The 20799-nt window shown below is 48.2% G+C and carries 20 protein-coding genes and 1 pseudogene; 5 read left to right on the top strand and 16 right to left on the bottom strand.

Features of this window, described 5'->3' with window-relative positions; genetic code table 11:
* Positions 1–49: 49 nt before the first annotated feature.
* The 4 genes from H144_RS0106855 to H144_RS0106840 all read right to left on the bottom strand — a co-directional run bounded on the left by H144_RS0106855 (position 50) and on the right by H144_RS0106840 (position 5837).
* A complete protein-coding gene (locus H144_RS0106855; protein WP_019941311.1) occupies positions 50–676 on the bottom strand; it encodes a LuxR C-terminal-related transcriptional regulator in 627 nt (208 codons plus the stop codon).
* A 114-nt stretch (positions 677–790) separates the two neighbouring features.
* Positions 791–4300 carry a GEVED domain-containing protein gene (locus H144_RS0106850; protein WP_229207849.1) on the bottom strand — a complete coding sequence of 1170 codons (3510 nt, stop codon included), beginning with the start codon at positions 4298–4300 and terminating at the stop codon, positions 791–793.
* 74 nt (positions 4301–4374) lie between these two features.
* A complete protein-coding gene (locus tag H144_RS0106845) occupies positions 4375–5019 on the bottom strand; it encodes a hypothetical protein (protein WP_019941309.1) in 645 nt (214 codons plus the stop codon).
* Between the two features lie 92 nt (positions 5020–5111).
* A complete protein-coding gene (locus tag H144_RS0106840) occupies positions 5112–5837 on the bottom strand; it encodes a hypothetical protein (RefSeq protein WP_019941308.1) in 726 nt (241 codons plus the stop codon).
* A 982-nt stretch (positions 5838–6819) separates the two neighbouring features.
* On the opposite strand from H144_RS0106840, the gene H144_RS0106835 reads away from it, so the two are divergent.
* Both H144_RS0106835 and H144_RS0106830 read left to right on the top strand, forming a co-directional pair.
* Positions 6820–7089 carry a hypothetical protein gene (locus tag H144_RS0106835; protein WP_019941307.1) on the top strand — a complete coding sequence of 90 codons (270 nt, stop codon included), beginning with the start codon at positions 6820–6822 and terminating at the stop codon, positions 7087–7089.
* A gap of 144 nt (positions 7090–7233) precedes the next feature.
* On the top strand, positions 7234–7527 hold the full coding sequence (locus H144_RS0106830; RefSeq protein ID WP_026350476.1) for a transposase: 294 nt from the start codon (positions 7234–7236) through the stop codon (positions 7525–7527).
* A 41-nt stretch (positions 7528–7568) separates the two neighbouring features.
* On the opposite strand, the gene H144_RS0106825 is transcribed toward H144_RS0106830, so the two are convergent.
* The 3 genes and pseudogenes from H144_RS0106825 to H144_RS34950 form a co-directional block, all read right to left on the bottom strand.
* Positions 7569–8813: a hypothetical protein gene (locus H144_RS0106825; protein ID WP_019941305.1), complete on the bottom strand. Its 1245-nt coding sequence runs from the start codon at positions 8811–8813 to the stop codon at positions 7569–7571.
* 477 nt (positions 8814–9290) lie between these two features.
* Positions 9291–9871: pseudogene (locus H144_RS34815) on the bottom strand (SDR family NAD(P)-dependent oxidoreductase).
* A 35-nt stretch (positions 9872–9906) separates the two neighbouring features.
* Positions 9907–10047, bottom strand: coding sequence for an SDR family NAD(P)-dependent oxidoreductase (locus H144_RS34950; protein WP_019941303.1), 141 nt, complete (start codon positions 10045–10047; stop codon positions 9907–9909).
* A 107-nt stretch (positions 10048–10154) separates the two neighbouring features.
* On the opposite strand from H144_RS34950, the gene H144_RS0106815 reads away from it, so the two are divergent.
* The 3 genes from H144_RS0106815 (at position 10155) to H144_RS0106805 (ending at position 12422) form a co-directional block, all read left to right on the top strand.
* Positions 10155–10817: a Crp/Fnr family transcriptional regulator gene (locus tag H144_RS0106815; RefSeq protein WP_019941302.1), complete on the top strand. Its 663-nt coding sequence runs from the start codon at positions 10155–10157 to the stop codon at positions 10815–10817.
* Positions 10818–11058: 241 nt separating this feature from the next.
* Entirely contained in the window at positions 11059–11745 is a 687-nt protein-coding gene (locus H144_RS0106810) for a hydrolase (RefSeq protein ID WP_026350474.1), read from the top strand.
* A complete protein-coding gene (locus tag H144_RS0106805) occupies positions 11682–12422 on the top strand; it encodes an NADPH-dependent F420 reductase (protein WP_308425746.1) in 741 nt (246 codons plus the stop codon). The genes H144_RS0106810 and H144_RS0106805 overlap by 64 nt, the downstream gene beginning before the upstream one ends.
* Positions 12423–12477: 55 nt before the next feature.
* Here H144_RS0106805 and H144_RS0106800 read toward each other — a convergent pair whose 3' ends face one another.
* From H144_RS0106800 to H144_RS0106760, 9 genes are all read right to left on the bottom strand, one after another.
* Complete coding sequence (locus tag H144_RS0106800; RefSeq protein WP_026350473.1) at positions 12478–13224, bottom strand: SDR family oxidoreductase; 747 nt, start codon at positions 13222–13224, stop codon at positions 12478–12480.
* A gap of 222 nt (positions 13225–13446) precedes the next feature.
* On the bottom strand, positions 13447–14007 hold the full coding sequence (locus tag H144_RS0106795) for a flavin reductase family protein (RefSeq protein WP_019941298.1): 561 nt from the start codon (positions 14005–14007) through the stop codon (positions 13447–13449).
* A 141-nt stretch (positions 14008–14148) separates the two neighbouring features.
* Positions 14149–15054, bottom strand: coding sequence for a helix-turn-helix domain-containing protein (locus H144_RS0106790; RefSeq protein ID WP_019941297.1), 906 nt, complete (start codon positions 15052–15054; stop codon positions 14149–14151).
* A 52-nt stretch (positions 15055–15106) separates the two neighbouring features.
* Positions 15107–15544, bottom strand: coding sequence for a hypothetical protein (locus H144_RS0106785; protein WP_019941296.1), 438 nt, complete (start codon positions 15542–15544; stop codon positions 15107–15109).
* A gap of 15 nt (positions 15545–15559) precedes the next feature.
* Positions 15560–15820 carry an Atu4866 domain-containing protein gene (locus tag H144_RS0106780; protein WP_026350472.1) on the bottom strand — a complete coding sequence of 87 codons (261 nt, stop codon included), beginning with the start codon at positions 15818–15820 and terminating at the stop codon, positions 15560–15562.
* A gap of 101 nt (positions 15821–15921) precedes the next feature.
* A complete protein-coding gene (locus H144_RS33795; RefSeq protein WP_019941294.1) occupies positions 15922–16650 on the bottom strand; it encodes an ester cyclase in 729 nt (242 codons plus the stop codon).
* A 497-nt stretch (positions 16651–17147) separates the two neighbouring features.
* On the bottom strand, positions 17148–19037 hold the full coding sequence (locus H144_RS32965; RefSeq protein ID WP_084599915.1) for an ABC transporter permease: 1890 nt from the start codon (positions 19035–19037) through the stop codon (positions 17148–17150).
* The gene (locus H144_RS33790) at positions 18986–19570 is read right to left on the bottom strand and encodes an ABC transporter permease (RefSeq protein ID WP_051100047.1); all 585 of its coding nucleotides are present in this window, start codon (positions 19568–19570) and stop codon (positions 18986–18988) included. The genes H144_RS32965 and H144_RS33790 overlap by 52 nt, the downstream gene beginning before the upstream one ends.
* 572 nt (positions 19571–20142) lie before the next feature.
* Positions 20143–20775, bottom strand: a complete 633-nt coding sequence (locus tag H144_RS0106760; protein WP_019941293.1) for a response regulator — start codon at positions 20773–20775, stop codon at positions 20143–20145.
* Positions 20776–20799 lie beyond the last annotated feature (24 nt).

Below are 20799 nucleotides of genomic sequence, written 5' to 3'. Positions count from 1 at the left end.
AACTGGGTGCAATGCTAGCAAGAATAATTATGGCGGGCAACAAAAAAGATTATCGCTTAGCTTCCTTACCTAATTGCCTTGTCAATTTCATGGCTAGTTCCTCATTATTGTCCACCCTGAGCTTTCCAAAGATAGCTTGCCGATACTCAGAGACTTTTTCAATATTAATCTTTGCAGCCCCCGCAATTTGTCGGTAAGAGACATTTGCGGCCAACAAGTCAGCTATTAGCCTTTCCCTTCGGGTTAGCCCACGGTTTGCCGGATCGGCTGCAATGTGAGAAAGCAACACCTGCTGAACATCAAAACCGATAAACCGGGCTTTGCGCTGAGCTACCTGGATCGCTTCGAGAATTTCAACAGCGTCGGACTTTTTGGAAATCAGTGCGTGGATACCCGTCCGGATAAAAGCATAGATATACTGGAAATCATCTCCCAAATGCACTACAACAGCTACATCGGGATGGGACTGCCTGAACGCATCGAGCAGCGACGCATCTTTTCCGTCTACCACACCAGCATCAAGAACCAGCGTCTTAACTTGCCCTGTCTGGTAGGCAGAAAGGCTGCTTTGTAAACTATCCGATTCAAGAATGAGGGTGTCATCGAATTCACTGATGATAATTGAACGGAGGCCGATATTTAAGGCGGGATTATCTGTAACGATCAAAATCGCCATTGGATGACGGTGGATTATTGTTTTTCAGGGTTTTACGAATTAAGGGCCTTGCCTTGGAAAAAGAAAGGGTTCCAGGGCTTTAAAATACTTTGCCCTGAAACCCTTAACCAGTGATTACCTTGATACGGCGATCTTTTGTGTGCTAATAGTGCCGTCAAACAGGGTCATAGAAAGCGTATACACGCCCGGTGCAAGACTGCGTACATCCACGCCATCAGAAGGAATGCTGCGGCTGCTGAACACCTGTATACCGGCGATGCTGGTCAGTGTTATCTGTTTCACCTGACCGTGGTCGGCGATCAGAAGCTTATCTGAAACCGGGTTTGGATAAGCAATCGCCATCACACCTTTCAGCTTCACTTCACGAATGCTGCTCAATGCATAAGTGCCGTCTGCATCCACCATTTTCAGGCGGTACAGGTTGCTGCCCATGGCCGGTCTTAAATCGTTATATGAATAATCGAGCAGTGCATTGCTCTCGCCGCGAGACGCTACGCTACCGATCATTACCCACGACTTTCCATCTACACTGCGCTCGATCTCAAAGCGGTCGCTGCCTTTCTCTTCGGTTGTAGACCATGCCAGCAGTACGGTGCCAGTTTCGGCCGTTGCCGTAAAACGCGCCAAAGTAACGGGAAGCGGCTTTTCAAATGCGATGAAATAATCCTCCACTTCACCGTCTGCGGCTGCGCCATTCACGCTGCTGGTCGCAAGCGGATCGGTGGTAAGTCGGAAACGTGCGAACACACCGGTAGAGCCTGTTGCCCCGCCCAAGGTCGCGCTGGGCCAAATAAGCGTTGCGCTCGAAGCGCCGGGGGCGACTGTCGTGCAAATGCCTTCGCTGGCGTCAAATGTTCCGTTGTTATTCCAGTCGATCCAGCCGCAAAGATTCGCCGTCGATGTGGTCAGGTTAACAGTGGCAACATTGACTGTGTAGTTGACGATCGAGGTGGTAGACCCTCCGGCAATCGCAGGGAACGCCGTCACACCGTCTTCATCATTCAAGCCGGTGTTGTTATCACCATTAGCCTGCTGGCCCGGGGCTCCATCCGTTTCCGCGTCTATTGTGCTGCCCATGGTAAGGAAGCTTGTCACGCGGTGCGAGGGGCCGTTTCCGGTCGTGAGCGTACTGTACGAATCCGGTGCGTCGCCATAGTCGCAGCCAATTCCGATGGTTATGTCGTCAATGGCGAAATCGTTGCCGTTGATCCCTGGGACCTGCTGATTGTTGCGGATAATGAAATCAACAGTCCCGGAGGCGTCAGCGACAAATGTCATCGAATACTGGCGCCAGTCGGTTTCGGACGTAAACGGTATATCACCCGTCGATTGCGAGGAAATCAGACCACCTTGCAAGTTTCTTGCTTCCAGTACCAGGTTTGGAAGCACATAGCCCGGCGCGGTTGTTAAGTTAGTGGCCCAAAGTGAAAGTGAATACGATGCACCAGGGAGCAGTCCGCTAAACCGGCGACGAAAAACCTCGTCCTGGCCGAAACCTCCGTTCACATTTAGAAAGTAACCTCCTACATCGCCGGCCGTGTGGTCAGGGGCAACTGTCCCGTAGTATAGCGCCTGAAAGTTATTTACTACCGTATGGGTTTCAGCACCGTATTCATTGAAGTGGTACGGCGAGTAAATCGAAGGAAGTGACGAAACTGTTTCAGAACCAGACGCGCCGAATGTCTCAACAAAAGGGGTACCGCACGAATTTGAAATCGGTGAAGTCTGGATATTGTAATTGACGAATTCCAAATGTGCCGTCTGACCGGCGGTTACTGTTACAGTCGCTGTCCGGTTAGCAATGTCGGTGCTTACTGATCCGCCGGCAGTGTTGATTTTGATCAGTTCCCATGATCCAGGCGCTGCGTTTTCGGAAATCGTGTATGTACCTGGCGCAACGTTATAAATGATGCTATTCCCGGCACCCGCAGTCCTGACAGTATGGTCATTGAGCCATCCCCCATCTTCCCTACGCTGTATAAGTCTTCCGCGCATCGTCGTTGGAGCATCCGCCTTGGCATTGTAGGTCAGCACTGGTGTGTCCCCATCGGCGCCGGCGGAGATACCGCCATTGTTGCTTCCGGAAAGCACCCCTCCACTGTTGGGGTCTACCACCCAATTGTTTCCGGAAAGACGGTACGCTTGCGCACTGTTGACGGCCCAAACGCTGCCATCAGCAGCAACCGTGATATCTGCGAACCCCTGGGACGGATATGTTTCAGCAATCGTCGCAACATCACCGGCGACTGTGACACGGTAAACCTGTCCAGCCGTTTCACTAAGAACATATACCGACCCATCCGGCGCTACGTCCACCCGGGAACCGCAAACGTTTGGAAAACCAGTATAGCTGTTGCCGCCATTCCACCTGAAAAGATTGTAGCAACCGGCTGTGTTGAAAGCAAGCAAATATGCCGCTTGCGTAGCACCGGCCGACATCCCAATATCAAAAGCGTTGATAGTTGTCGGCGTTGTGGGAATAAAAGCGCTCCCATCCCATGTGTACATAAAACCCTCGGCGTTGAGCAGGATAGGCGTACCATTTTGATCTACATCTACGCGCGTACCCAAGCCAGGCGCAGTCGTCCAGCTGGATGAGCCGGGGGCACGGTAGTACACCCCACCATTGCCCGTTCCAGACGCCGGAGCGCCAATGGCCCAAATCGTATTGTTATTTGCCATCCCTACGTCCTGCAACGAGACGAATGCCGGATCGTCATTCAGCGTAAATGAGCTGCCGGAAGGCAGATTGGAGGTGAAACCAAAATCAACACCCGGGCTCACTTCCGATTGCGCTTTCTTAGCGATCACAATCGTGGAAAGTGGCGCCAGCTCGCGCGACGCAAAGGTGTAGGCAATATAGGAGTCCGGTGAAAGAGAACCTGTCGTGGTAATCGAGCCTGCATTGAGATCACTGCTCCCACCGAGCACCGACGTAGGGTCAATATATGAAGGGATGGCTACCCATTGAGTCCCATCCCAACCAGCAATGGTCAGATTAGCCAGCTGGCTGGCTGTCAGGCCTGCTATGCCGCTGGACGCGTCCCAGGTAAGGGTGAGCGGTGTTGCGCTCGCGCCGTCGATGTCCCAGTATTCTATCGTGCTGATGGCTGTCACGCCTGCACCCCTGCTGCTGGTAGCAAACGGACCACCGGTTGGAAGCGCCGGGTAATCTGTGCCCGTAAACAGGTTGCTGGTCGCGGCGGCATTGGGATCAGCGCGGAAGTAAGCGCCCATCGTGCCGTCGCCAGATGCGGCAAACGGGCCTAGCGAGCCGTTGTCGCCCACCGGGAAAACGAACTGACCTGAGCCGTATTTGCGCACATAGCCGTCCACATACCCGGCATCGGATGCGCCATTAGATGTGAGATTGTTACCGACAAAATTAAGAATGCCGAAATTACCAGACGCGCGCTCGGTCAAGATCACACCCGGCTGCACGCCCGCACCGCCTGCTACGAAATCATGGTTGGCAAAAAAGCTCATCTGGGCGCCACCGAAGATCGTGGTATTGCCCTGGCTGCCTTCCTGCGCCCAGCCAAAATGTGCATGGCCCATCAGGGCGGCACAAACCGCGATGCTGGCACATGCCCTTCTAGGTAATTTTATTTGTTTTAGTTTCATATAAAGTATGCTTAGTACTTTGATGTCATAAGGTTTGATCGGTTTGACTGGCAAATGCAAGTCGGCGTATGCTATCAGAATGGCCCCACGGCGTAGGTTTCTACGAACTGCAGCTCTCCGGAAAAGGAACCTGTCCAAAACCAGAAGTGAAGAGTCTGGCCTTCGGTTACAGTTACCCGAAACGCTGGCGTTGTATGGTGTGCCGTTGGCGCAACCAGCACCCATTCAGCGGTAAGACCAGCTAGTTCAAAGGTGGAAGAACTGCTGGACAATGCGGTATTTATAAAAACTTGATTACCCACCGGGTAGCTAGTGGCGCCAGTTGGCATTACCCAACGGGTTGTCACCATATATGTACCTGCTCTCGGGAAAGTAATACTAGCCCCAGAGTAAAATTGCCCATCACCCGGCACGGTTACCAGGTTTCCTAGCGTGCCGTTTACCATTCCCGGGGCCGATGGGGTTTGCCAGGTGGCACCACCGGCCGCGTCTGAGGTTAAAACCCTTCCCGCCCCTTGCGAACCGTCTGCAATCGTTACTTTGCCCGTGTTCTTGTTGATGCTGACCTTTTTGGCCGGATCGGTACTTTCCACTTCGAGATTGTTGCTTGGATCAATCGTTGTTGGGTTGGAGCCGATTTTTACCTGTGCGGAAACAGCAGTGGCCGCCGCGAGCATCAGACCGATGGTCAATGTTGGAATAAGTCGAATTGTCTTCATAGAAATTTGTAATTGATGCAAAAGAATTGCGATTCAAGAATATGCTGTTGAATTTCCGTGGGTGTTATGGAGCCAAGTTGGCGGTAAACAAACTACTCTATTTTGGTGATCGTCATATAAGCCCGGCCACATGTCCCAGTCCAGATAGGGTTAATGGGCGGGTTCCCGTCGGTTTGCATCGTATACCCTTCCAGTGAAATTGCGTCGCCCGCCGATAACCTTCCTGTATATACGACAGACTGCCAGTCACCTGCAGTGCCTCCCAACGGAGATGTGCCTTTGAAAAGCGGGCCCCCGTTTTCCGAGACAACCCAGATCCTGGTCCAAAGAACTACCCCTGCACCCGTAGTACTGTTACACGACAAACCCACCTGCACGGAGTACGATCCATTAGCAGGAATTGTGTACCGTTTTTCGGCCGGCAGCCAATTCTCACCGCCGACACTTGGGACCAGGGGCAGACGCTGTGCGGGATCGTCGTGTACCGTAAACGTAGGTACAGTCGTAGGCGCCGTAATCGCTCCATTGAATACCGTCTGAGGTATTTTTGCCGTTGAAAGTGGCAGCCATGTGGCGACTCCATTCGCATCAGATGTAAGCACAAAGCCGTTTCCCTGTGAACCGTCGGCAATAGTGACCTTACCAGTATTTTTATTTATACTGACTCTTTTGGCCGGGTCAGTGCTTTCCACTTCCAGGTTGTTGCTCGGGTCGATCGTTGTAGGGTTCGATCCGATTTTTACTTGCGCAGATGCAATGGTAGCCGCAGCCAGCATGAAACCAATGGCGAATGTTAGAACAAGTCGAGTTGTCTTCATAAGTATTAAATCGGTTGATATTTGGATAATTGAAATGCTCTACCTGAAAAGCGGTAGCGCTACTACTTCGAAGTTTTAATGATGCACTCACTACACCGGGCGTCCCTGGTTAAGCATGGCACAAACATAAGTCCGATATCAAATTATTTTTGTCGACATGAAAAATTAGCAGTCGTAGATAGCGCCCTACATTGTAGAATTTATTCTATAAAATCTACGTATCGCAATCACTTGACGATGTATAATGCCAAGGCCCAGAATGTTGACTACTACTCTGAGAGATACGGTGATCACCGCAATGCCCTGCTATCGCGCACCATTTTTGGTCAAAACCCTGGCGGTCACATAGCTTTATGGCGTTTGAAAGGCAAGAACAATTGTTCATTTACGATTGACCAGTATTACTCATTAAAATTGCCATCGTCACCTTCTGGCACGACTCGGTAGACAAGACCAAACAAAATATACCATTCTGTTGTTTGGCGAACAGCGCGTATGGCCCGGAAGCATCCACATGTGAGCTCCATGCATCACGTTGCTCAAGGCTTCTAGCGCTCAAGGGATCAAGCATTTTCAAATGGATTGCATTATCACCGAAAGAGCTATAATTGGTAAACAAAAAGCCAGCAGATTTTTGTCTGCTGGCTTCAACAATACATCCTCTATCAGTGAAAACACTGGTTTTACAACGAAGCTACAGCTACATCGAAATACCAATCTCTCTTCGGACAAGTAAAAGGTGGTTGTTCTAAAAGATTAAGGTGACGATCTGTACGAGGCCTCCCTTTGGATAGCAGCAAGTATATTTTGAGCATTAAATGAGATTCGGTTGTCATCAGCTTTCCTAAATCTCCGCAGATTAGCGTCGTTATATATTTGGCGGTAAAATTGATCGTCATAGGAATGACACGTGTCAAAGTGAAGAACAACCGTAACAATTAGTATTACTACCTTTACAATAATTCACTCTTTGATCTGTTGAATGAGTAAGCATTTAAACACTGTAAGACCGGCCATAGTTGACAAGATTATTGAAGCAATACTGGAAAGCAGTGCTTACTCTGACTGTTTGATTTATACCTTTTTTACATCAAAAACGCCTGCTTCTATCATCAAGATGGTGGTTGCTGAGCTTTCCCACAAAGGTATCCTTGTAGAAGTTGACGAGTTTGCACTGGAAACCCAGCCAGTCGAACCGATGATCAATCTTTACATATATAGAGTAGATAACGACAGACGATTAGCCTGCTGAACTTCCGTTACGAAGCTCTGCTCAAATAATAGTCATGAACAAAGTAGAATCATTGTATAACACCTGGTTAGTACACATGTAATACTCCCCAGAATTGAGGCCATCGGTTAAGTTTAGTAACTTGACATTAAACCGATGAAGACAATGAAACAAAGCCGGAGGAAATTCACAGCAAAATTTAAGGCAATGGTCGCTGTGGAGGCCTTGAAAGAACGAGAGTCTCTGAGTGAATTGGCGACCAGATTTGAGATTCACCCAACCCAGGTATCGGCATGGAAGCGGGAGTTTTTAGAGCGGGCAGGAAAAGCTTTCGGAGAAGAGCCGTCCAAAGAGGAGGAATCTGTTGACGTTGACAACCTCTTTAAGCAGATCGGCCAGTTGCAGGTGGAGAACGACTTCTTAAAAAAAAGCTGTCGCATACGGATCGACCAACTTTAATATTCAGATTGCAAGACCATGGGTGTACGAAAAGATTTTAATTATATCCTGAGTCCAAAACCTATCCTTAAAGTGCCGAAGCGTTTTGGGCTGTCTGGTGAATCACTAGGTAAGTTTCGTCCCATAGCTCCAAAAATGTCGACATACACACGCTTAAAGATGGATTGCTGATACCCTAGTGAAAGTCCTGGCCCAAAGTGTTGTTTGGATTGGTAATGTCCCCACTTTGTTGTAGTATATCTAAGAAATTCAACATGTGGCGCAAAATATATTCCTGATAAATTGTTCCCCCCGGTACCTTTCCGGATGTTCCGCTTTTGCAAGGCATAGAACCGAAATTGAATAATTGGTTGCAGTTGATAAGTGTAATCAGATACCTCATTGCCGTCAGATTTGTAGCTTCTACGAAACTCCTTACGAAAATCTGAAAAAACCTGGGCGTTGACGGAAAAGGGGCTTTGCCCGAATTTTCGCTCATAAGCGAATGCCGTCGTCAATTGAATTTTCCTCAATGACAATTCCAGGCTTGGGAGGGATACCTTCCATTGATCCTGGACAAACTGTTCACAGTTCAATATTTCACACAAAGGGGAACGGCTGGTGCGCTTCCAATCACCGATGGCCAACCCGATGTTGGTACGAGTGGATATGGCCAATTCCGTTGTTTGATCACCCGCTAACCATTCATCAGCCTGATAGTAACCATTCTGGTATGTCTGGCGAAACAGGCCAACTGCAAATTCAAATCTCCCCTGACTTAAAAACCTGCGTTGTAGTCCGAACTCGATCCCCATCCTGGATAATTCAAAACGCCTCCAGTCATATCGGGTCCGATGCTCATAGACTGCCGATAGAAAATTGCCAGTGAAATTGTTGGCACTTTTCTCCTGCCTGATTCTTTTGTCCATATCGAAATACCATTTCCCTTGAATGTTTGCCACGAAAGTACCAGCAAATTTAGGCGTGTAGTTATAGGGGTTGGTAACCCCAATATTGACACCAATTGAGACCGCAGGTAATATTTTATACTCATAGCCGATCTCATAAGTTACGTTCCTGATTTCCGAGCTATAAAATCTTCTAAGATTGTCAGGGTAAAACCCCAACCCAAACTTCAACATATGTCGGGTGGGCACTTTTGTCATGAAGACGTTTTCGTATTTGTCAATGAATCGTTGCTTGGTAAGTGTGTCGGTTTCTTGGCTAAAAGTCACTTTGATTGTATCCTGGGAATACACTAATTGTGTTGCCAAGGTAAAACAAAGTAAGACTATATGGTTTCTCATTGACAGCTAGTGTTTTACACGCAAGAGGTAATGTTGTAATACTACTCGTTGTTACAAGGTGGATAAAAACCACCTGAATGGTTGTATAGGATGTTTAAATTTTTAAAATATCTGATCTTTAAGCGCTATTGAAAATAGTCTTAGATAAATTCAGCATTAAATAGACGCGAAGTGCAATACAAAGTGTGGAATGTCAGCTGCTTGCTTCAAATAATCAGAGTACAGTTTAACGTCACCGATAGTGGTTTTATCGTAAAATTTGCCTCGATCACGGTGAGCAACAGTGAGTTTATGCAAATCGCGTATTTTACAGAAATACGACCGATAAAATTTACCCCTGATTCTTATAGATAAAATTTATTGCTGACTAGACATTAGAAAAACGAACACTTTTGGCCGTAAAGGCTACCCGAAGGTGAAATCCGAGATATTGACTCACTAATGCTCAGCTACGTTAAGATACATTACTTTGACTGCCTACAAAGCCGTCGCGCCACCATCGATCACAAACTCTGCCCCTGTCGTGAAAGTTGATTCGTCAGATGCCAGATAAAGCACAGCATAAGCGATTTCATTCAAGCTTCCGCCGCGTCCGAGCGGCGTAGCGCCGATGGCCATTTTTGCAAAATCGCCGGCCCCTTTCATGTGGGTCGTCATGGGCGTTTCCACGTAACCCGGGTGAACCGAGTTAACACGTATATTGTCTTTCGCAGCTCTGCTGCGGCCCCTTTTGTGAACGCACGCGATCCACCTTTTAAAGCCGTGTAGGCCGTTGCACCGGCTGAGCCGATGATGCCACCGATCGAGGAAATATTTATGATCGAACCGCCGCCATTACTTCTTAGGTACGGCAAAACCGCCTTTGTTCCCAGGAACTGACTGACCAGGTTCACAGATAGAACCTTGTTAAATTTTTCCAGCGTGCGCTCCTCGAACGGGGCCAGCAAATTTCCGGTCACCCCGGCGTTGTTTACCAATACATCAATTTTACCAAAAAGCTCAATCGCCCGGGCTGTAACCTGTGCCCAACCGCTTTCGGAAGATACATCCTGGACCAAATATGCCGCCGTCTGCCCCTGTGAGGTGATCTGCTCTACAACGCCCTCAAAGCATAACCATCGATGTCTGTAAGCAACACCTTTGCGCCTTCCGCAGCGAATAACCTTGCTTCTGCTTCTCCCATTCCACCGGCAGCCCCGGTGATGATCGCTACTTTGTTTTCTAATCTTGCCATGACTTTTTTGGTTAGTTCGAGGGCAAATTTAGATTGGCCTATTCCGCTAAAAATTGATGCAGATCAATGAATTCACTTGTCTTAAATCAAACTGACGATTGGCTTACATGCCCGATTTCGAAGAAAGTACTAACTTCGGCTACCTAACAGACCAGATTCCGGCAGAACTCGCCGGTTTAACCAACATGTTCGACAAGCTGCGCAAGTATATCGACCGGGTCACATCGGCCGTGATCCCGGATGAAGAATTCGTTTTCATAGAAAAAGCATTCGAGGTCAAGCGCCTCAGGAAACGGCAATTCCTTTTACACCAGGAAACCGTTTGCCGGTATATGGCATTCGTGGCCTCGGGCGCGTTAAGACAATATAGTATCGACAGCAATGGCTTTGAGCATATCACAAACTTTGCCATCGAAGATTGGTGGATCAGCGACCGCGGCAGCCTTATCAGCCAGACACCGTCCAGGTATAACATCGATGCGGTTGAAGATTCAGTGCTGCTGGTGACGACCCTTGACAAGCTGAATGTCCTTAAAGAACAGTCGCTTTCCTTTCTTAAAATGGCGCACATCCTGGATCAAAACCATTCGGTCGCCTCTCAAAAACGCATCGAGGCAAGCATTACGATGACAGCGGAAGAGAAATACCGGTACCTGATGACGGCCAACCCCGAGTTTATACAGCGGTTTCCCCAAAACATGCTCGCTTCCTACCTCGGCCTTACCCCTGAAACGATGAGCAGGGTCCGAAAACAGGTACTGGCCAAGTAGTTACCAAAACCAATAAAGACCGCCTCACCACCATGTGGGGCGGTCTTTTGTCTGTTGCCTTGCACCCTCCATTAGTCAAAAAAGCGGTATTTGAATTGATCTATATCAACCGCATTTCTTAATCCAGGTCAAAAATTCCGGAGCCACCATGCCCCAACTTTGCATTATCGAAAGCGGCTAACGAAAAACAACAGCCAGCATTCGTCAACGATCAAATTCTTAACGATTAAACAAAAACATCATGGAGACTACCGCCACATTGAACCCAAAAGCAGGACTTGGAGCACTTTTGACCCCGGATAACTGTGCATTGATACTGATCGATCACCAGCCATTCCAGTTTGCCGGCCTGAGAAGCCACGACACCCAAACCATCATCAACAATGTGGTAGGGCTCACCAAATCGGCCAAAGCGTTTGGCGTGCCTACCCTGTTTACGACGGTCGTCGAGCACCGGGGTGGATTTCTAATCAAACAGCTTCAAGACATCTTTCCGGACCAAAAGCCGATCGATCGCACCTTCATCAACACCTGGGAAGACACCAGGGTGACCGACTGGGTAAAAGCGACCGGTAAGAAGAAAATCGTCATGGCCGCCTTATGGACTGAAATATGCCTTGCAATGCCGGTCATCCAGGCATTGGGTGAAGGTTATGAAGTGTATATCGTCACTGACGCATCGGGCGGCGTAAGCCTTGAAGCGCACGAAATGGCCGTGATGCGCATGGTCCAGGCTGGCGCTGTGCCACTGACCTGGACGGTTTTTGCCTCCGAGCTGCAACGTGACTGGGCCCGCACCGAAACCGTGCCGGCGCTGGCGGAAATGCTCATAGAACACATGGGCAACGTGGGCACAAGCCTGAGCTGGGAACTACAACTACTCGCAACGCCTTCTGCCGCTTCGTTGGCCGCTCCGGAAGGTATTTAAGTCCCCTGACATCAATACAATCATTTCTAGCACAGCCGGCGACTTCGTGGGGCCGGCCAAACCAAATTAAAATCATGCAGCAAACAATCGGAATTATCGGCGCCGGCCACATCGGCCAGACCGTCGCCCGTCACCTGGTAAAGGCAGGGCATAAAGTTATACTTAGTAACCAGCGTGGGGCGGATGCGCTTCAAAGCCTGGTAGCCGAGCTCGGCCAGAACGCGCGGGCCGGATCGGTCCAGGATGCTGCCCAGGCAGAGATCGTTTTACTTTCATTGCCGTGGTCGCAAATACCATCCATTACTGGTATTGCCGACTGGAATGGGAAGGTCGTGATCGACGCGACAAACCATTTCATCTCCTATGCACCCGACTTTAAAGTGGAAGACCTGGGAACAAAAGCATCCAGCGAAGTAGTAGCAGCGCTTCTTCCCGGAGCAAAAGTGGTGAAGGCATTTAACACCATCTTTTACAAAACGCTTGCCGAAGATCCCCGGGTCGCCGGCGGTAACCGGGTACTTTTCGTTTCCGCCAACGATGCAGCAGCCAAAACGCAGGTAAGCCGGCTCATCGAATCGATCGGCTTTTCGCCGGTAGACCTGGGTGATCTGGCAACGGGCAGCAAGCTGCAACAGGCGAAAGGGCCGCTGGCGACCCTTAACCTGGTCAAATTGTAATACAAAAAAAGCCGTAGCCCTCTCAGGACTACGGCTTTTTGCCGGCTGGCCGGGATTACCATCCCTGCTCGGTAGGCAATACGAATACTTCCGAGACGTTCACGTGGGCGGGTTGCGAGACCGCGTACAGGATGCTGTTACCGATGTCTTCACCTGTCAGGAAGGTCATCTGTTTGGCCAGCTGCTCCATATCGTCACGGTATTTAGGATCGGAGATATGGTCGTACAGTTCTGTGGCGACCGCACCGGGCTGGATATTGGTGACACGGATCTTGAATTTGGGAGCGAGCTCCATTCTCAGGCCATCGGAAAAGGCGGCGATGGCGAATTTGGTGGCACAATAAATCGAAAGCCCTTTGAAAACCTTGCGGCCGGCGATAGACGACATATTGATGATGTGTCCCGAGTTCTGCTCTTTCAGGTAGGGCAGCACTGCCGCCGTCGAATTGAGCACGCCTTTGATGTTGACATCGATCATCCGGTTCCACTCGTCTACTTTCAGGCTCTCGATGTCCGAAAGCGGCATCAGTCCCGCATTATTGACCAGAATATCAATAGTACCATAAGCTGCAACAAGTTCTTCAACGCCGCGCTTAACGGATTCAGGATCTGTAACGTCCATTTGAATGGCAAAGGCTTCTCCGCCGGATAAAGTGATCTCATTTTTCAGCTCGTTTAATTTGTCTATTCTACGGGCGGCAATGCCGACTTTGAATCCGTTTGCCGCCAACACTTTGGCAGTACCAGCGCCAATCCCACTTGAGGCGCCGGTTATTAGGGCTATTTTTGATTGCGTTTCCATTGCTTAAATCGTTTAAATCTGTGATTGCTAATTGATTGTTTGTTCAGATCTGACATTACAAAGGTATACTGTGAACCTGGCCTGGCAGATGCAAGCTTCAAACCGATAATTGCGAAAAACAAACAATCTAACGTTCCCTTCGGATACAAAGGAAAAAGGCCGGGTTTCACATCCACCTGGGAGGTAAAATCCGGCCTTTGGCCTGATATGGAAAGTGTATGCCTACAAGTTTTCGGGCCTGAACCGCTCAGGAAATGAGATGTGCTCACCCGAAACCATAAATGTGCCCCCGCCCCGGTAATGCACGGTTCGAGGGAATTCGGGTCTAGTAGCTACATGTGCTTTCACTACTTCCAGGATAAAGAAACTATACTTGTCCAAAAGGCTCGCATCTTTCACCTTGCACTCGAAGCTGGCGTAACATTCGTTGATCAGCGGAGCGCGTACAAATTGCCCTTTGCCTTTTGTCAGCCCAAATTCGGCGAATTTGTCGATCTGCCGGCCCGTACTGTTGCCGATGCCGATCACCGTATCGATCATATGCAGCTCCGGGATATTGATTACGCATTCCCCGCTTTTCCGGATCATATCGAAACTGTGATTGTAGCCAACAATGTAACAGCCAATCAGGGACGGGCTAAAATCCATCACGGTATACCACCCCATTGTCATGATATTGTCCTCTCCGTCGCAGCTCGAACTTACCAGCACGATCGGGCCTGGTTCCAGATACCGACGAATACCGTCGACTGGAAAATCGCTTTTTTTATAGCTCGTTTTCATGATTTTTAATTTTTGGTTGTACTAGCAAAGTTCGTACTAACCAGCAATGCAGCCATTGCAATAAACGATCAGATCCTTACAAATATCAAACAACAAAAGAGGCACCTTGCAGCGCCTCTTCTTCTATTGGTAAAAATGCCTTTACAAAGACCTGAATGCGGACGGAGATACCTCGGTATGTTTCCGGAAAAAGTTGTTGAAATGTGCAGGCTCTTCAAAGCCGAGCGAATAACCGATTTCGGCGATGCTCCAATTGGTATGTTTGAGCAGCGCCTTTGCTTCGCTGACCAACCTGGTGGCGATCAGGGCAGATGTGGTTTTGCCGGTTGTTTCTTTAATGGCTCGGTTCAGATGGTTGATATGCACGTAAAGCTGGTCGGCAAAATCCTTCGGAGAGCGCATCGTAAACCGCTGATCGGTCGAATCGATCGGGAACTGCCTTTCCAGCAGCTCCGAGAAAATCGAGGTGATCCTCGCATTGGCATTGACCTGGTGGTGAAGCGTCTCAGTAGCGTCCATTTTCAATGCATAATGGATCAGCTCGGTGACGTAGCTGACCAGCAGGTCCTGTTTAAAACGGTAATCCGAGCCTATTTCGTCGATCATCTTTTGGAAGATCCCGCTGACAAAATCCTTCTGATGCTCGTCCAGGATATAAGAAGGTTTGCCGCCAATGGCAAACATAGGCAGCTCTCCGAGGTTGCTTCGGAGCTTTTCCATGAAAAACGCTTCCTTGAAAATACAGAAGTAGCCTGTATTCCCCTCGGCAAGCGTCTCCCACCGGTAAGGCACATTCGGGTTAAAGAATATCAGCGACGTACCCTTTACATGCAAGGTTTTGTCGGCATAATGGAACAGATTGTCGCCGGTGATCAGGCTGATTTTATAAAAATCCCTTCGCGCGTAGGGCACAGTGACCTGCCCTTGCGGGTTGACACTGTCTTCCACCACAAAAACATTGAAATCACCGATCTCGCGTTGAATGTTTGCCGGCGTTCCTGAAAATTTGTGCTGGTAAAACTCTTCAAGTGTTTCTGTACTAGCCATAGTGTTTGGATACCTTTGAGAATATGTAAAGATACACAATGCGGCCGACCGCTCAGGCGCGTCCACCTGCGTTTTTTAGCCCAAAATGGATCATCTGGACCACATAATTGCGCATCAGGTCCAGCTTGTGGGCATATCCGGAAGTCAGTTCGGCAACAAGCAGTTCGAAGATCCGGCTTACCGCAGCTTCCTGCTCCCTACTCAGCTCGACTACCCATTTGGGCTTAGCCGTAAATATGGAAAGCCGCTCGATGCGGCGGGCCAGCTTATCGGGCATGAATAGCGGCACGAACGCGCAGTAAAATCCCTGCCGCCCGGCGAGCGGCCAGTTGCCGGCCAGCAGGGATTGCCCGCTGGTAAACAGCAGCTGACCGGAGTCTTCCAGGTGCAGGATCACCCAGCAGCCAGGCAATTGCCCCGCCGCCAAAGGGCCTTTGGCAGCGAGGCAATCGATCCGCCCGGCGTGGATATTGGTGGCGGTAGCTTCCATAGCGATGGGCCGGTCTTATTTCTGTTTGTAAAGCACCATGCCGGCATGGTACAAAATACCATCCCGAAATTCCCCGTCGGCGGTAAAGCCGGTGTCGTCCTTGTAGTCAATATGATTGCCTGTGACTTTGTAAGAACCCTGGTAGGCGCTTTCACGTTTGCCCCTGGCTTCGTCGTAACGGTTCCCGGGCAACAGGTTGTGGCGTATGTAGCCGTCGGCTGTCATCCACATGCCGATATATTCTTTACTTTCCTGCATTGCTTGCTTGGTTTCCATAGCGTTTGGTTGGTTGGATTTACATTGAATGAATAGGATCGCCAGGGCGGCCAGTATGCCTGCCCTGACAAGTTGCTTGATTTCCATAGCGCCGCTACAAATTACATTGCCTGCGCTGCACCTACTTTCTCCGGGGCCAGTTGGCGGAGCAGCCCATAAAAATCAAAGTAGGAATCCGCGCGCTCGATCTTGCCCTGGCGCAGTTTGTAGACATCGCAGAAATTGACCTGCATGCTTACACCGGAAGGTTGTAAGGTTCCTGCCGGTGAATGGAACACGCCTTTGTGGGTACCCCGGCCGATCCCCTGGGCAATCACGTAATCACCAAATGCCACCAGGCTTCTGACCTCACAGGTTGCATCCGGAAAAATGCCGAACCAGCTCACCCAGGGATCGATAATCGCATCCTTTCCGGTGGTAGTGTAGTCGAATGGCACGTCTAGCCATTCACTGAAATCCGCTCCAAGGCTCCGGATGTATTCCAGGTCCTTGGCGTTGACAGCCTGATAGAGCTTTTCGATGACCTGCTTGTTGTCAAAAGGCTCCACTTTTTGCAGCATTGTGGCCTGCATGGGGCTAGATAGCCAATCATTGATGTCAGCAGTGAATGCTTTCAGGTGAGGGGTATTCAAATGCGCCTCAAAGGCCTCACTATCGCTCCAAGACTCTCTGACGTGGAACTGGTTTTCGTCCGATTCGGCGGTGAACACCTCGTAAGCCACTTTACCAGGCTCCGAGCCTGACAGTGTAAGCAGGTTCAGAAGGGAATCCTTCAAGTTTTGTGCGGATTCGGAATCTTTTGTGTTTAGAGTAATCCATGCAGTTTTCATCTTTGCTATTCGTTTAAGTGGTTAAATTTTCGATATAGCAAAGGTATATTGGCCCGGCAGGGCCGGGTTAGCAGCAAAGAAACAGCTTCTTGCGTAAATCAAACATTGATCTGATTGGCCAGCATAATCAGCAATTTCCATCTCACATTCTACTGTATCGCGGTCTTACATTAGGCGACGCACAAAGCTAAATTACATTTTAACACCTACTTGACGTTATTTATCGAACCAGATATGCGGTCAGAATTCTTCGAAGCAAGAATATCGAAAATTCGCAGAAGTACACTTTAACGACCGAATAAATCTGACACCGAAAGATATAACTAATAGTTATGAACCGGACATTATTGATTTGACCTCGTTCCTCTCGATACGCCGGTAGTATAGCTTAAGCTGAATTGCTATGAAGAACTTTATGAACTGTCACGATATAGTGAGAATTACTAACCTCATTGACACCCGAGAATAAAATGTAGTTCTCATGATTACGGCTAAACTTATTCCCCGCGCAGGCTCTTCACGGGGTTCCTTAACGCTGCTCTGACACTTTCAACACTTACGGTTACCAAGGCAATTCCTATTGCAAGCACACCGGCAACCAGAAATGTCGATAACTCGATGTCAGTTTTATACGCGAAGTCCTGCAACCACCAGGTCATAGCGTACCAGGCAAGTGGCGAAGCAAATAGAATAGCCAGAGCCACCGGCCTGAGAAAATCCCTGGACAATAGCATGACGACGCTGCCAACGCTGGCTCCCAGCACTTTTCTTACACCAATTTCCTTTGTACGATTTTTAGTTGTAAACAGCGCCATACCCAAAAGACCTAAACAGGCGATACCAATTGCTATCAGAGCAAACCAACCCAACAGATCGGCCATCCGTTCATCCGATTCGTATTGCCTTTGAAAATGATCATCCAGGAAAAAAAATTCAAACGCATTTCCGGGAAATGCTTCCTGATAGTTTTTTTGAAGCATTGCTATTGATTGCGCCGGGTGATTGCTTCGTAATGCGATCGTCAAAAAGTTGCTGTTCCAGGGTATATGTTGAAAAACAATAGGACGATTTGACGTTTTGAGCGATTGCTGATGGAAGTCATTGACGACACCGACAATCTTCTTAGGTATCACGTTGCCAATTTCCTGATTAATCGCCTGTTCAGTGGATGCAAAGCCAAAAGCTTTCAATGCACTTTTGTTAATAATAACCGATTCGTTATCAACCATTAAGTCCTTACTGAAATTTCGTCCCGCCAGCAGCTTAATGTTATACGTGGGTATAAAATCTTCGTCGACAGCCAACATGTTGCACAGTTTAAAATCGGCGGCAGCCTGATGGAACCTTTGCCATTCGGCCGTCCAGAATATTTCCTGCCCTGGAACTTCGGAGGAAGCAGTTACCCGGCGGACACCTGTATGCGATAACAGCCGGTCCTTAAAAAAGCGAATGTCATTGGTAAAGCTGTCTGTTCGTAATATTTTGGGGGCTTTCACTACAAGCTGCTGATTGATATTCATCCCCAAATCCTGCTGCTGCATGAAAGTAAGCTGTTGATTAATGACCATAGTGGCAATAATCAGGAAAATCGATGCTGTAAACTGAACCACTACCAAGGATTTACGGAACGATTCGCCGCCGGTTTGCTTAGGCAAATACCCTTTTAAAATTGCAATCGGTTTAAACGAGGAAAGGACAAATGCAGGGTAAAATGCGGAAAGAAAAAACCCGAGAGAAATGACGGTTAAGGATATGGCCCAAAACAGGGGGTTCAGAAGCATGGAAAAGTCATTGGTAGTCCGAATCCAGTCAGGAAAGATCAACAGCGCGATCAGGAAAAGACCAATTCCGATGAACACAGATAACAAGTTAAAACCGATAGACTCGACAATGAATTGCAGGATCAATTGTCTTTTTTCGGAGCCCAGCGCTTTACGGAGACCTACCTCCTTGGCTCGTTCAATACCTCTGGCCGTAGATAGGTTTATATAATTTAGCCAGCCAATGACCAGAATCAGGAAAGCAACTACGATAAGCACGTAAACGATACCAATTCTTCCGTTTGGTTCGACTTCTGATGCTGTTTGAGAATGTAAGTGAATGGAACGAAGGGGTTGTAAAACGAACGTTTGCCTGACCTGATACCTCCTTAGTTGGTTACCAATATGCTTTTCGATTACACCGGACAGCCCTTTCTCCAATGCTTTCGGCAACGTGCCTGGTTTGAGCAGCAGATATGTATAGAAATTGGCCCAGTACCAGCCTCCCGTGGCAAACTGCTGATTTTTAAGCAGATTCTGTATCGCAAAAACAAAATCGAAATGGATATGACTGTTCATTGGAATATCGGCAAACACCCCTTCCACGATGTAGTCCCCCCCTGCCATTCTGAACTTAACGAAAGCGTTTTGCCAATCGGATTTTGCCCACCAAAATACTTCAGAGCCATTGTTTCTGAAATCACAACGGACTCAGGCCGACGCAGTACCTGATTGGCAGCACCTTCTAGCAACGAGAATGAAAAGACATCGAATAAAGAAGAGTCGGCATAAAATGCCCTTTTCTCGTGATAACTGACCAATTCTCCCGATGGTTTCCGGTAACTGATCATACCATCTGCCCGGTGCAGCCGAACAAAATTCCCAACCTCAGGAAAGGTTTCTTTGATGGCCGGAGCTTCGGCGTAATAGCTGACTGTACTGCTGTTGGTAAGAACACCCTGTTTATAATCATCAAGTCGAATACGATAGATGTTATCTGCATTGGTATGGAATTCATCATAGCTTAGCTCAGAGAACACATACTGCGTAATCAAAAGAAAAGTAGCTATACTAACAGCTAACCCAAATATCGTAATGAACGAAAAGGCTTTATTCTTCAACAGATTACGCCAGGCAACTGTGATGTAATTTTGTATCATAACCAGCGTGAGTTTAAATCGGACAATGAATCTTTTATCCTACCTTGATTATTACACGCTAAATATATAACTTATTTATTAGTTATAAAACTATTTGCTTAGTTTATAAGATAGAGCCATTTATTTTTACAGTGCCTTTATCTTGTCACAATCAGGTGCATATATAGTCAGACGTACATATGTGGACATCGCCGGTGGCAATAGTATACTTTATTCCGGCGAAACACGAGTTAATCAGACTATATCAAGCTGTTAGAGCATTGTGGCCGTGATTTCTACAACCAATGAGAGGTACACTTTAACGACCGGATAAATTTTGGCATCGCGCTCATAACTAATGGTTATACTCATGCGATTTAAAAAGTATCACATCGCAATATTACGATAAAATACCTTACATATGTGTTTGCAGCCTGGGAGCTACCAAGACTGAAGTATTCACCAAACAGCAAAACCGCGTTGCAGATTTGGCAAAAGCATTTTGGCCTCTTCGGAAGGTGTACTAACTATCATGGCCGAATTCACAAAGGCGTTAGAAACCCCTATTTTTTGAGTGGATATCCGTATCACACTTATAATCTCCCCTGAGAAACCTTATACTGCGCCTCCGTTGCACTGTTTACGTGCAGTTTCCTGTAAATGCTCTTGATGTGAACACGCACCGTTTCCACCGAAATCACCAGCTCCGAGCTGATCATTTTATAGCTATATCCCTTTACGAGCAGTTCGAGAATTTCGTTTTCGCGTTTGCTAAGCAATTCAAGGGCCGGGTCCTTTTTCGTTTCCAGCCGGGGGATGAAGCCAAGCACCTTGCGGGCGATCGGGCCGGACATCGGCGCGCCTCCGTTAAGCACTTCGTTCACCGAGGCCTGTAACGATTCCAGGTTCTTTTTGAGAATATACCCATTAGCTCCCGCGCAAATTGCGTTAAAGACATTGTCGTCATCTTCAAATACTGTAAATATGAGAACCGGCGTGTCCTTGTTGACGGTACGAAGGTCCCTGACCGCACTCACACCATTGCTATGCGGCATTTCAATATCCATAATAACAACATCGGGCCGATAACGGGCCACATCTTTTTTGACAAAACTTGCGTCTGTCATGGCCCCAACGACCTCACATGATTTGTCCCATTCGAGCATTGTCACCATGCTGTCGCGCAGGGCTTCGTTGTCCTCGTATATCAGTACTTTTAGCGTCATATTTCAAAAAGTAACACTGGTTTT

The sequence above is a fragment of the Dyadobacter beijingensis DSM 21582 genome (assembly GCF_000382205.1).
GTDB lineage: Bacteria > Bacteroidota > Bacteroidia > Cytophagales > Spirosomataceae > Dyadobacter > Dyadobacter beijingensis.
This window is presented reverse-complemented; position numbering and strand designations above follow the sequence as displayed.

Coding starts and splice junctions, on each gene's coding strand:
- H144_RS33795 (WP_019941294.1), bottom strand. CDS start 16,650: ATGAAAACTGCATGGATTACTCTAAACACAAAAGATTCCGAATCCGCA.
- H144_RS0106810 (WP_026350474.1), top strand. CDS start 11,059: ATGGAGACTACCGCCACATTGAACCCAAAAGCAGGACTTGGAGCACTT.
- H144_RS0106795 (WP_019941298.1), bottom strand. CDS start 14,007: ATGAAAACGAGCTATAAAAAAAGCGATTTTCCAGTCGACGGTATTCGT.
- H144_RS33790 (WP_051100047.1), bottom strand. CDS start 19,570: ATGATACAAAATTACATCACAGTTGCCTGGCGTAATCTGTTGAAGAAT.
- H144_RS0106785 (WP_019941296.1), bottom strand. CDS start 15,544: ATGGAAGCTACCGCCACCAATATCCACGCCGGGCGGATCGATTGCCTC.
- H144_RS0106780 (WP_026350472.1), bottom strand. CDS start 15,820: ATGGAAACCAAGCAAGCAATGCAGGAAAGTAAAGAATATATCGGCATG.
- H144_RS0106855 (WP_019941311.1), bottom strand. CDS start 676: ATGGCGATTTTGATCGTTACAGATAATCCCGCCTTAAATATCGGCCTC.
- H144_RS0106850 (WP_229207849.1), bottom strand. CDS start 4,300: ATGAAACTAAAACAAATAAAATTACCTAGAAGGGCATGTGCCAGCATC.
- H144_RS0106840 (WP_019941308.1), bottom strand. CDS start 5,837: ATGAAGACAACTCGACTTGTTCTAACATTCGCCATTGGTTTCATGCTG.
- H144_RS34950 (WP_019941303.1), bottom strand. CDS start 10,047: ATGGCAAGATTAGAAAACAAAGTAGCGATCATCACCGGGGCTGCCGGT.
- H144_RS0106790 (WP_019941297.1), bottom strand. CDS start 15,054: ATGGCTAGTACAGAAACACTTGAAGAGTTTTACCAGCACAAATTTTCA.
- H144_RS0106760 (WP_019941293.1), bottom strand. CDS start 20,775: ATGACGCTAAAAGTACTGATATACGAGGACAACGAAGCCCTGCGCGAC.
- H144_RS0106845 (WP_019941309.1), bottom strand. CDS start 5,019: ATGAAGACAATTCGACTTATTCCAACATTGACCATCGGTCTGATGCTC.
- H144_RS0106835 (WP_019941307.1), top strand. CDS start 6,820: ATGAGTAAGCATTTAAACACTGTAAGACCGGCCATAGTTGACAAGATT.
- H144_RS32965 (WP_084599915.1), bottom strand. CDS start 19,037: ATGGCAGGGGGGGACTACATCGTGGAAGGGGTGTTTGCCGATATTCCA.
- H144_RS0106800 (WP_026350473.1), bottom strand. CDS start 13,224: ATGGAAACGCAATCAAAAATAGCCCTAATAACCGGCGCCTCAAGTGGG.
- H144_RS0106830 (WP_026350476.1), top strand. CDS start 7,234: ATGAAACAAAGCCGGAGGAAATTCACAGCAAAATTTAAGGCAATGGTC.
- H144_RS0106825 (WP_019941305.1), bottom strand. CDS start 8,813: ATGAGAAACCATATAGTCTTACTTTGTTTTACCTTGGCAACACAATTA.
- H144_RS0106815 (WP_019941302.1), top strand. CDS start 10,155: ATGCCCGATTTCGAAGAAAGTACTAACTTCGGCTACCTAACAGACCAG.